Genomic DNA, 11,090 nt, shown 5'->3' with positions numbered 1-11,090 from the left:
GGCGACGATGAAGCGGGACTCGGCCGCCGCGATCACGCAGGCGCGGGCGAACAGGCCGGGCTCGGCCACGCGCTGGGCCGTGGCCTGGAAGGTGGAGTGCTCCGGATCGACCAGCCGGGCGAACTGCTTGGGCATGCTCGCGCGCGAGGCCGGCCACAGCCGCGTGCCGGAGCCCCCGCACAGGATCACCGGGTGGACGGCGGACGACGTCGATTCGGGCATCGTGACATTCTCCTTGTGGCGGTTGGGTCGGTCGGCCTGAAGGCCCGGGCGCTCCCCCGTCACCGGGGGGCCTTGGACCGGGGAGCGTTGGCGGCGCCGGTCAGGGCGGCGAGCGGGGCGAGCAGCCGGGAACCGATGCCGCGCGCCCGGTCCACGTCCTCGGGCAGGATGCATCCGAAGAGCTTCAGCGCGACGGCGTAGACCAGGGCGCCGACGACGATCGCGGGCGCCAGCGCGAGGGGCCCCGGGAAGGCGCGCAGCAGGGCGAAGGCGGCCAGCCCGCACAGGGCGGCGGCGCCGACGATGCGCACGACCTGCCCGAGCGGGGCCGGTGCCTGCAGGTGGCGGTGCACGTACCAGATCGAGGCCGCGGCGGTGAGCACCTGCACCGTCGTGCGCGTCGCCGCCGCCGCCATCAGGCCGTAGGCCGGGATGACGAGGAGGCCCGACGCGATGATGCTCGCCGCGCCCACGATCCCGACCACGATGTTGAAGCGGTTGCGCTCCGCCGCGTTCATGTAGATCTGCGTCACCGCCGTCAGGGCGTAGAAGGCGGCGGCGACCACCAGCATCACGGCCGGCGCCACGGCCTTGGCGAAGGCCTCGCCGTAGACGAGCGGCACGAAGACCGAGGCGATCGCGGCCAGCCCGAAGCAGGCCGGGAAGACGAGCATCGCGAGGTAGCGCATGCCGCTCCGGTAGATCCCGACCGCGGCCGCGTGCTGTTTGGCGGCGATGTTCTGCGCCAGGACCGGCAGCAGCGGCCCGGTGAGGAGGAGCGGGGCCTGGACGGCGAGGTTGGCGAGCGTCAGCCCCACCGAGAAGAAGGCCACCGCCTCGCTGCCCCAGCTCCGCTCGAGGAACAGGATCTCGGTGCGCGCCCAGGTGACGGCGGAGAGCAGGTAGGCGAGCCAGATCGCGCCGCAGTAGCGCACGAGCCGGGTGCGCAGCTCCGGCGCGACCGCGCGGCCGCCGCGCAGGTCCCGCATCAGGAAGACCGAGGGCGCGAGCCCGACGACGACCGCCGCGCTCAGCGCGCCCACGAGGCCAAGCGCGACCGAGCCCAGGACCGTGACGCCGATCTGGGCGGCCGCCGAGACGAGCATGATGCGCGCCATCCGGCCGAAATCCTGCTGCCCCCGCAGAAGGCCGACCGCGAAGGCAGAGCTGCTCTGGGCGAGGACGGCAGCGGCCACGAGCGTCCAGAAGAGCGGGGAGGTCTTGTAGCTCCCCGGCTCGATGTGGAGCGCGAAGGTCGATCCGGCCGCCCGGTGCCAGAGGGCGAGGCCGAGGAGCGCGCAGGCCGCGAGCCCGACCACGAGGATGAAGCGCTTGTAGAGGTAGAGCGCGAGGCCGTGGCCGGCGCTCGCGTCCCCGGCGCCGCGCAGCTCCGGCAGGTAGCGGGCGAGCGATCCCGGGATGCCGAGGTCGGCCACCATCAAGGTGATGCTCACCACCCAGGCGGCGTAGGTGACGACCCCGAGGTCGGCCGGGCCGAGCAGGCGCGCGACGATGATCGTGCTGAGCGCGCCGCTGATCAGGATGGAGCCGGTGGCGAGCGCGTTGGCGGCCGACTGCCGCGCGAGGCCGCCGCTCACCGGGAGACCTCGCGCGGCAGGAGCGGTCCGATGGACGGCCGCGCGGCCGCGCGGGTCGAAGGGAACACCATCGCTGACGTCGCAATCCTCGGCTGGACCGTGCTGGCGGCTCCGGGGCTCACAGGTATTCCCGCAGGAGCGCCATCTGCGGCTTGTCGCCGGCCTTGTCCGGCTCGATGCTGAAGGCGTAGTCCCCCCACCACGGCCCGCCCGCCCAGTAGGCGTAGGCCCGCCAGACGTCCGCGTTGGCCTTGAGGTAGGCGAGCATGGCGCCGGCCTCGGTCCGCCCGGCCGGCAGCGCGAAGCCGAACTCGCCCAGGAAGGCCCGGCACGCCCGCGCCCGGGCCCAGTCCGTGAAGGCGCGCAGGCGATCCTCTCCGGCTCCCGGCACGTAGGTCTGCAGGTCGGTGCCCGAACTGTTGGCGTCGAGGTACTGGTGCACCTCGAACATGAAGTTCCGGTCCTCGAAGCCCTCGAAGGCCGCGGCGTTGCCCTCGGAGACCCAGGAATGCGCGCCGGTCCAGCCGGCGCCCGGCACCATGATCAGCTGGTCCGAGCCGAGGTCGCGGATCGTGGCGACCACCCGATCGACGATCGGGCGCCATTCGGCCGGCTTGTAGGCGACCGGCTCATTCATCAGGCCGTAGGCGATCCCGGGCGCGTCCCGGAACGGGGTGGCGAGGCGTTTCCAGAAGTCGGCGAGGTCGGCGGCCTCCATCGGGCGGTCGTCGCGCTTGCCGTAATTGTGCGGGTCGAGCACCAGCACGAGGCCGTGCCGCCGGGCGCTCGCCGCGCAGCGCCGCAGCTCCGCGAGGTCCCGCTCCGCCAGCGCCCCGAACGGCTCGGGCTGCAGGCGCTCGATCCGGAAGGGCAGCCGCACGAGCCTGAGGCCGCGGCTCGCGTAGTAGGCGAAGGCCTGGTCCGGCGGGTAGATGTAGCCCTGGCCCAGCGGACGGCCGAGGTCGCCGAACTCCCCGCCCGACAGGTTGACCCCCGGATAAGTCAGCTCCGCGGACCGCGCTGGGGCGGGTGACAGGCCCGCGGCCCCGCCGACGGCGAGGCCCGAGACGGCGAGACCCGAAAGTGCTTGTCGTCGCGTGAGATTCACGTGCATCGAACCTGTGGTCTGTCCATCGTCCGGTGGCGGAGGCGCGTCTCTCCGGATCAGAGCGCGTTCGGATCCTTCACGAGCCGGATCGGCGTCTGGAGAACGATCGACGCGTCGAGGGCGAGCGACCAGCGCCGGATGTAGGCGCGGTCGCGGCTGATCCGCCGCGCGATCTTGTCGTAGGTGTCGGTGGGGCCGCGGTAGCCCGTGATCTGGGCGAGCCCGGTCAGGCCCGGCCGCACCAGGAAGCGGTCGTCGTAGTCCGAGACCATGTCGGCGAAGGTGTCGTCCATCGCGATGGCGTGCGGGCGCGGACCGACGAGCGACATGTGCCCGGCCACGACGTTGATGAGCTGGGGCATCTCGTCGAGGCTGGACCGGCGCAGGAAGCGCCCGATCTGGGTCACGCGCCGGTCGTTGGCGCTGGCCTGCTCGAAGGCCCCGCTCGATTCGAGGACCGTCATCGTGCGGAACTTCAGGATCTCGAAGGGCTGCCGGTTCAGGCCGTAGCGCTTCTGCCGGAAGAAGACGGGCCCCTTCGTCTCGGCCTTGATCAGGAGCGCGACCGCCAGGAAGAGCGGGATCAGGAAGAGGAGCGCGGTGAGCGCGACCGCGACGTCCGCCACCCGCTTCACGGCGGCGCCGTTGGCGGCGCGGGCGCGGCGGGCGATCGGCCGCTCGGCCCTGCCCCGGCGCGCGGGCGCGCGCCCCTCTTGGGTCCGGGGGAGCAGCCGGTCCTCGCGCTGGAACTTAACTGCTATTCCCTGCTGCATTCCCAAAACTCCAAATGCGGCGTGACGACGGGGACGGGATCCGCGGGCCGGCGGCGCCGGCCCGGGCGGCGGTACGGGTGCCCGGCTCGGGCACCCCGATCAGGTGCGGCGGCCGATGCCGCGCGCGGCGCGGCTGTGGGCCGGCTGGGCCGGGCGGGCGAGATCGCGGGCGACGAGCCAGAGGAACTGCCAGGAATCCACGAGGTAGCGCCGGTAGAGGCGCCGCGGCTCCGAGGCGACGCGCCAGGCCCATTCGAGGCCGATGCGACGGATCAGGACCGGCGCGCGGCGCTTGACGCCGGCGGCGAAATCGAGGGCTGCGCCCACGTTCAGCACGTAGCAGTCGCCGAGCGCGTCGTGGTAGCGGTCGGTCCAGATGTCGGATTTCGGTGCGCCCAGGCCCATGAACAGGTGCGTCGGCGCGTGCGCCCGGATGCGCGCGGCCAGCGCGTCCGAGTAGGCTGCGTCGCGCTCGAAGGCGTGCGGCGGCACGCAGAAGGCCAGCGCGTCGCGCCGGAAGCCGCGCCGCAGGAGGCGCTGCTCCAGGCGCTCGGCGACCTCGGCGGTGCTGCAGACGAAGAAGCAGCGGTGGCGGCCCGGATCGAGGACCTCGATGAGGCGCGCGAAGAGGTCGGCGCCCGTGACGCGGCCGGGCAGCCCGACGTTGCGCAGGCGGGCATAGAGGTAGACCGGCATGCCGTCGGCCGTGATCGTCCAGGCGCGGTCGTAGGCCCGGCGGAAGGCGGAGTTGCGCGCCATCTGGACGATGTGGTCGAGGTTGGCCGTGGCCAGCCGCTTCGGGCCCGAGCCCGAGGGGACCGCCTGCGTCATCTGCGCGACGAGCGCCTGCTCGTCGAGGGCCGAGAACGGCAGACCGAAGATCCGCCCCGCCTCGGCCGTCGCGCAACGGTCGGGCTGGGGGGCGTCCGGCTGGTAGGAAGCGAGTGACTGGGCCAATGTGCGCGTCCTCAAGGTGAAGGGCCTGCTCTGTGCGTGGTCGTGGTCGGGGCTCCGAGGCCGGAGGTCCCCTCAGGGCCGGGCGGCGTCCCGGCCGAGGGCCTCGGGCACGCCCGCCGGCATCCGGGCGGCGATCTCGCCGAGGGCGCCCCGGTAGTCGTGCCGCGCCAGGTACTCGGCGAGCCAGGTCCGCAGGGCGCGGGCGCGGGCCCGGGCCTCGGCCGGCGCGGCGCGGATCCGCCGGAGCTGCTCGGCCGCGTGCGCGACGTCGGGCTCGGCCCAGCGCGCCCGCCTCAGGCCCGCATAGGCCGGGTGGGGATCGTTGAACGGCACCAGCGCGTGATCGACCGGGTAACAGAGTTCCGGCGGGCAGATGTCGGTGCTGCCGGACCAGTTGGTCGCCACGACCGGGATGCCCGCGAGCGCCGCCTCGGCGAGCGTCAGGCCGAACCCCTCCGAGCGGTGCAGCGACAGGTAGGCGTCGGCCGAGGCCAGGAGCCCCTGCAGCGCGGCGCGGTCCCAGACCGCGTCGATCAGGCGGATGTTGCGCGCGCCCGCGATCGCCGCGTGGATCCGGTCGCGCTCGGCCGGGTAGCGGGCGCCGTCGCTGATCTTGAGCACCAGCTCCGCCTCTTCCGACTCGCCGAAGGCGGCGCGGAAGGCCATGATCGCCGCGACCGGGTTCTTGCGCAGGAAGGACGAGCCGAGGTTGAAGATGCTGACCACGCGGAAGCGCGCGTCCGCGCCGCGGGCGACGCTGTCGGCGACCGGGGCCGGCCGTTCGACCGGGTGCGGGACGACGACGACGGGCTTGCTCGTGTAGGCCTGCACGGCCTCCTGGCAGAACCGGCTCGGCACCATGACGGCGTCCACGAACCGGAGGGCGCCGACCCATTCCGGGGGCAGCGTCTCGAGCTCCCAGGCCCAGTAGCCGATGCTGTAGGTCCGCAGGTGCTGCGGCAGTCCCGCCCGGAGGATGCTGGGCAGGAGCATGGTCGGGTTGAGGTGGTAGATCGCTACGTCGGCCGGGGGCCCCGAATCCCGCCGCGGGTAGGCGACGCCGTCGTCGCTGTCGAAGAGCGCGGCGACGTCGGCGGTCGTGACCCCGCAGCCCGCCCGCGTCAGCGAGTCGATGCAGAGGCGCGCGGATTCGCCGAGCCCCGACGAGGAGGAGAGCAGGCCGACGACCCGCACGTTGCGCACCGCCTCCGGGAAGGGGTGGCGCATGGTGGGCATGACCCGCGGCAGGATGTGCCGCCGGACCGCCCGCGCGACCGGGCGCGCGGCGAGCCGCGCCGTGCGGATCAGGGGTGAGGATGCCATCAGGCGGCTCCCAGGAGGTAGGAGGGGGCGGCGCCGGCCGGGGCGGGGCGCTCGGCGGTCTTCGTGCCGTTCATCACGACGCCGACGATGCGGTCGGCGATGCCCGGGCAGGTGGTGAAGGCGTGCTCGACCGCGTCGCGCCGGGTCCGGCCGCCGCGCACCACCAGCACGAAGGCGTCGATCAGCTCGGAGACGACCCGCGCATCGACGGCCGTGACCACGGGCGGGACCTCGACGAGCACGTAGTCGTAGTGCTGGCGCGCCTCGGCGAGGAGCTGCCGCAGGACGGGCGAGCCGAGGATCTCGACCGGGTGGTTGGGAACCGCGCCCACGGTGCCGGGCAGCAGGTGGAAGCCCAGGCGGCTCGCCACGACGCACTCGGCGAGCGGGCGACGCTCCGTGACCGCGCGCGCCAGGCCCGGGCCGGGATCGCCCTCGGCGAGGTCGGCGAGCCCGGCCCCGTGCAGGTTGGCGTCGATGACGAGGACCCGGGCGCGCATCTCGACGAGGAGCACCGCGAGGTTCGTCGCGAGCGTGGTCTTGCCGTCCTGGGCGTTGGCCGAGACGATCCCGACGACGCGGGAGGTCTCGCGATGCAGCGCCTGGTCGATCGAGACCTTCGTGGTGCAGAGCGTTTCCAGCACGCTCGGCGAGCCGGACCCGTTCGCGATGAAGAGCGGGACGGGCAGGCGCCGGCCGCGCCCTCCTGAGCCGTCCGTCCCGTGCCGGAACGCGCGCCCGCGGGCCGGGCAGCCGGCCAGGGAGCCGAGGAACGGCTGGCCGAGATCGTGCGTGACCTGCTGGGCCCAGCGGATCCGCCGGTCGGATGCGTCCCGCAGGAAGGCGGCCGCGACCCCCGCGCCGAGCCCGCCGATCAGCCCGAGCAGCAGGATCAGCGCGGATTTCGGCCCGCTCTTGGTGAGCGGCGGCAGCGCGGTCGTGACGATGCGCGCCTCGGTCACCGGCATCGACTGCTGCTGCAGGAAGGCGCTCACGCGCGTGACGCGGTTCTGGAGCGCCTCGTAGTTGCCCTGCGCCTCCTGGGCGGCGCGCTCGAGCGCGCGCTCCCGGTCGGAGGCCGGCCCGGGGGCCGCGCCCTCCGCGTCCTGGCCCTGGAGATCCTGGATCTGCTTGTCGATGAGCGTTGCCCTGAGCGCGGAGGCGGCGACCTCCTTGCGGCGCGCCTCGATGCGCTGGTCCAGCCGCTCGCCGAGCGCGCGCAGCACGCCCGCTCCCGGTGCAGGCCCGCGCTGCTCCGCCACGAGGCGGGACAGGTCCGCGTCGCCGAGGCGATCGATCCGGGCGAGGGTGTCGGCGTCGGGGTTGCCCTGCGCGAGGGCGGCGGCGAGCTGCGTCATGCGCTCGAGATCCGCCCGGGCACGGGCCAGCGCCTCGGCGGCGCCCGGCCGCGATCCCTCGCGCTCGGCGCGCTCGGCGCTGCGCGCCGCGTTCCTGTCGCCCCCGCCGGCCCGGAAGGCCGCCAGGGCGGCGTTGGCGGCGTCCAGCCGCTCGCGAACCTCCGCGAGACGGCGCTGCATCCAGTCCGTCGTGCGCTGGCTGGCCTCCATGCGGCCGCTGAGCTGGTCTTGGATGTAGGCCTCGGCCACGGCGTTCGCGATCGCGGCCGCCTTGACCGGATCGAGGCTCGTCGCCGTGATTTCCGCCAGGATGCTGCGCCCGGCCCGCGCGACCTTGACCTTCCGGCCGAGCGCGGCCGCAGCGGCCTGCCGCTTGTCCGTCCGCACGGCGCCCTGCGGGCTCGGGTCGAAGACCGACACCAGGCGATCGATCGTGGCGCGGAGGAAGGACGGCTCCGATCCGACGAATTCGGGATCGCCCGTGAGATTGAGCCGATCGACGACGTCGAGGGCGATCTTGTCGGACTTGAGGATCTCGACCTGGCTGTCGACGACGGCGGGATCGATCGTCATCTCGGACGCGACCGTCCCCGGCGAGGGCGGCGTCAGCTTGGTGTCCAGGACGACGCTTGCCATCGAGGTGTAGGTCGGCGCGGTCAGGCTCGCGTAGGCGGCGGCGATCGCGAAGACGATCACGGCGACGAGACCCACCGTCCGGCGGCGGCGCAGCGTCGCATCGACGATGTGCGCGATCGTCCACGAGCGCGGCCGCGGCTCCGGCAACGGGCTCGGCCTCGCGCCGGTTTGGAAGGCGAAGCGGTCAGGATTGATGTTCATCGGACGTCTCAGATCCTCCGAGCGGCATGACCGGACGAGCGTGTGCGGTCCGGCCGACGGCCGGACCGCGTGAAATCTCAAAGCTTCGCCACGCGGCCAGCAAGGATTGCGGACCTGACGATGAGGCAACGATTTTCCTACCGGCGTCGCGTTCGGTCGCGATCCGGGTGCATGTCTAACGCTGTTCAAGCACTGACTAGCGAAAGCAGAGGTTGTTTCCCCTGACGATGCGCGCAGCTCGATCGAAGATCGACTAGGTTGTCGTGTGCACCTGCACAGCTGCTGTGACTGGAAACTGACGGACTCCAGCGGACAGCGCAAGTGGATGACGAACGAACCCGAGTAATGAGCCGGACTAGTCATAATCGCAGCAGAGGCGCGACGATTTTTTTTGGAACGCTTTGGTTACAAGCTGAAGTGGCGCCGGCCGCCGAACGCCTCCCGAGGGCAGGAGGCTTTTTGCTGCGGTGCAAGGCATTTGGATCCCCTGCGGCGTCGCGCGATCCGGGTTCCTGACCCTCGCCGCCGACCGCGAGCGCGCGGTTTCGGGCCGACCACCCGACCGCGAGCGGCGCTTGAGCCATGCATAAAATGCAAGTCAGATTTTCTCTTTATGCATGGCAAAACTGATTTCCAAGTTAACGTTTTTCTGCGCCATGCGCGCCATCCTGCAAGATCGTTCCGGTTGGGGCACGAGATAACCGAGGTTTGGCAGTGAGTTCACGTCTCGTTGATCGCTCCAGACGACGGTGCCGGCACCGGGTCGGCGCTCCAGGGTAGGGATTTCACTGTGCCCACGACGGCGCCAGACAGGCTGACCTGATGCGCCAGGAGGCAGGCCGCCGAGGCGGCCGATTCGGGCGTACCGCTACCGGCGGAACGGAGGGCGCAGGCGTCGTCCACGCGGATGGGTTACGGCCTTCGCGCTTACGCAGGTGCGAGGTGAAACCCAGCGACCCGGCGGCGCCGACGCCATACTCAGCAACCTGAAATTGATCCAACGCGCGCACGAGGTCGTCTTTTTCTGGACTGGACAAATCGTGCGCGTGCCACACTATAGTTGCGTGACCGGAGCGCGATCGCTGGCGGTCGCGCATGAATTGCTTCCTGACGCAGCGACGGCTTTCGAGGAAGACCGTAGCCCGTTCACCATTCCGATGGTGACCGCCCGCGATGCGCCGGGCGCTGGCGGACGCACACCACGGGGTCGAGCGGGGCGAGGCGGGAACCGGGGACGGGCCCGACGCGGACGCGGCGTTCCGGGACACCGGCGCGCCGTGCGCCGGAGCCGGGGCGGGCGCCCGTCCGGGACATGTGGCTGACTGAGGAGCCGGAAACGATGAGTGACGTCGAGAGCAATCGCCCGGTCGGCCGCCGGCCCCTTCGGACGGGTGTCCTGCGCCTCGCGCTGGCCGCCGCCGTCGGCCTCGCGCCGCAGGCCGGGCAGGCGGCCTACCGCCTCGCGCCGGGCGACAGCCTGGCGGTCGAGGCGGTATCGGTGCCGGAGATGAAGGCCACCAGCGTGATCAGCATGGACGGCCAGGTCTCGATGCCGCTCGTGGGTCAGGTGCAGGTCGCGGGCCTCACCCTGGCCGAGGCCCAGGCCAAGATCCAGGCCCTCCTGCCGACGAAGGAGTTCCGGCGCCGCACGAACGAGGGGCGCGAGTTCCCGGTGATCCTCTCGCCCTCCGAGATCACCGTCACGGTCGACGAGTACCGGCCCGTCTACCTGAACGGCGACGTCGCCCAGCCGGGCGAGCAGAAGTTCAAGCCCGGCATGACGGTCCGGCAGGCGATCTCGCTGGCCGGCGGCTTCGACCTGCTGCGCTTCAAGATGGACAACCCCTTCCTGCAGCTCTCGGAACTGCGCGAGAAGCACAACCGGGCCTGGGTGCAGTACGCGCGCCAGCAGGCGGTGATCGCCCGGCTCCGGGCCGAGCTCGACGGCAAGAAGGATGTCGATGACCGCGCGCTGAAGGACACGCCGCTCGCCCCCTCGATGACGGCGGAACTGCTCGACGTCGAGCGCGGCATCCTCAAGTCGAAGAACCAGGAGGCGTCCAAGGAGAAGGCCTACCTCACCGCGGCCTCCCAGAAGGAGGGGGACCGCGTCCGCGTGCTGACCGAGCAGGAGAGCCGCGAGAAGGAGGGCGTCCAGGCCGACGCGGACGAGTTCAAGCGCAGCCAGGACCTCTACGAGCGCGGGACGATCCCGACGAACCGGCTGACGGATTCGCGCCGCTCCCTCCTCTTGTCATCGACGCGGGCCCTGCAGACGACCGCGACGCGCGCGGCCACCGAGCGCGAGAAGGACACCTTCGACTACCGCCTGCAGCGCGTGGACGAGGCGCGCCGGCTGGAGGTGATGAAGGAACTGCAGGACGCCAACGTCCGGCTGGCCGAGATCCGCGGCACGCTCCAGAACACCAGCGAGCAGCTCCGCTACACCGGCATGGTCAAGTCGCAGCTCGTGCGCGGCCTCGACGGCGACCCGGCCCTCGTGATCGTCCGCAAGGACGGCAAGCAGGCCCAGCGCATCACCGCGTCGAACGACACCGAGCTTCAGCCCGGCGACGTGGTGGAAGTCGCCCTGCAGTTCGGCGAGGCCGCCGAGGTGCCGACCCGCTGAGGGCGCCGGGCCGCGACGACCCGCCGGCCCTGCATCCCGACACCCTGCATCCCGATACCTCCCGCACCCCACGATCGATCAAGACCGGAGAGACGACCCGCGATGTTTCCGACGCCGCAAGCTGCGCTTTTGCCCAACACGTTCGGGTTCGAGCAGGCGCCCCTGGTCAAGCCGACCGGCTTTCGCGAGTACGACGCGCGCTGGCTGTTTCCCGACGAGATCAACCTGATGGGCGTCCAGGCGCTCGGGCTGGGGATCGGCACCCTCGTGCACGAGCGCGGCGTG

8 protein-coding genes and 1 pseudogene are annotated in these 11,090 nt (G+C 72.0%); 2 read left to right on the top strand and 7 right to left on the bottom strand.

Going from position 1 to position 11,090, the window contains the following annotated elements:
• From MFF56_RS31400 to MFF56_RS31370, 7 genes are all read right to left on the bottom strand, one after another.
• Nucleotides 1-222, bottom strand: a 222-nt coding sequence (locus MFF56_RS31400) for a sugar phosphate nucleotidyltransferase (RefSeq protein ID WP_283207455.1), incomplete at its 3' end; no start/stop codon positions are given.
• A 59-nt stretch (nucleotides 223-281) separates the two neighbouring features.
• Complete coding sequence (locus MFF56_RS31395) at nucleotides 282-1,820, bottom strand: lipopolysaccharide biosynthesis protein (RefSeq protein WP_066923970.1); 1,539 nt, start codon at nucleotides 1,818-1,820, stop codon at nucleotides 282-284.
• A gap of 118 nt (nucleotides 1,821-1,938) precedes the next feature.
• Nucleotides 1,939-2,934, bottom strand: coding sequence for a glycoside hydrolase family 5 protein (locus MFF56_RS31390; RefSeq protein ID WP_238232156.1), 996 nt, complete (start codon nucleotides 2,932-2,934; stop codon nucleotides 1,939-1,941).
• Nucleotides 2,935-2,984: 50 nt separating this feature from the next.
• Nucleotides 2,985-3,701: a sugar transferase gene (locus tag MFF56_RS31385; RefSeq protein ID WP_082773198.1), complete on the bottom strand. Its 717-nt coding sequence runs from the start codon at nucleotides 3,699-3,701 to the stop codon at nucleotides 2,985-2,987.
• Between the two features lie 99 nt (nucleotides 3,702-3,800).
• Nucleotides 3,801-4,658, bottom strand: coding sequence for a WecB/TagA/CpsF family glycosyltransferase (locus MFF56_RS31380; RefSeq protein WP_066924675.1), 858 nt, complete (start codon nucleotides 4,656-4,658; stop codon nucleotides 3,801-3,803).
• Nucleotides 4,659-4,730: 72 nt separating this feature from the next.
• On the bottom strand, nucleotides 4,731-5,981 hold the full coding sequence (locus MFF56_RS31375; protein WP_238232154.1) for a glycosyltransferase: 1,251 nt from the start codon (nucleotides 5,979-5,981) through the stop codon (nucleotides 4,731-4,733).
• Nucleotides 5,981-8,176, bottom strand: coding sequence for a Wzz/FepE/Etk N-terminal domain-containing protein (locus MFF56_RS31370; RefSeq protein ID WP_238232152.1), 2,196 nt, complete (start codon nucleotides 8,174-8,176; stop codon nucleotides 5,981-5,983). The genes MFF56_RS31375 and MFF56_RS31370 overlap by 1 nt, the downstream gene beginning before the upstream one ends.
• A 1,339-nt stretch (nucleotides 8,177-9,515) precedes the next feature.
• On the opposite strand from MFF56_RS31370, the gene MFF56_RS31365 reads away from it, so the two are divergent.
• Both MFF56_RS31365 and MFF56_RS31360 read left to right on the top strand, forming a co-directional pair.
• Entirely contained in the window at nucleotides 9,516-10,805 is a 1,290-nt protein-coding gene (locus MFF56_RS31365; RefSeq protein ID WP_066926760.1) for a polysaccharide biosynthesis/export family protein, read from the top strand.
• A 102-nt stretch (nucleotides 10,806-10,907) separates the two neighbouring features.
• Nucleotides 10,908-11,090 (top strand): annotated as a pseudogene (locus MFF56_RS31360) (phosphomannomutase/phosphoglucomutase); the annotation flags it as partial.

It is taken from the genome of Methylobacterium hispanicum (genome assembly GCF_022179285.1).
Classification (GTDB): Bacteria; Pseudomonadota; Alphaproteobacteria; order Rhizobiales; family Beijerinckiaceae; genus Methylobacterium; species Methylobacterium hispanicum.
This window is presented reverse-complemented; position numbering and strand designations above follow the sequence as displayed.

Excerpts from the sequence above, each read along its gene's own strand:
- MFF56_RS31390 (WP_238232156.1), bottom strand. The coding sequence starts at position 2,934 with ATGCACGTGAATCTCACGCGACGACAAGCACTTTCGGGTCTCGCCGTC.
- MFF56_RS31385 (WP_082773198.1), bottom strand. The coding sequence starts at position 3,701 with ATGCAGCAGGGAATAGCAGTTAAGTTCCAGCGCGAGGACCGGCTGCTC.
- MFF56_RS31375 (WP_238232154.1), bottom strand. The coding sequence starts at position 5,981 with ATGGCATCCTCACCCCTGATCCGCACGGCGCGGCTCGCCGCGCGCCCG.
- MFF56_RS31370 (WP_238232152.1), bottom strand. The coding sequence starts at position 8,176 with ATGAACATCAATCCTGACCGCTTCGCCTTCCAAACCGGCGCGAGGCCG.
- MFF56_RS31365 (WP_066926760.1), top strand. The coding sequence starts at position 9,516 with ATGAGTGACGTCGAGAGCAATCGCCCGGTCGGCCGCCGGCCCCTTCGG.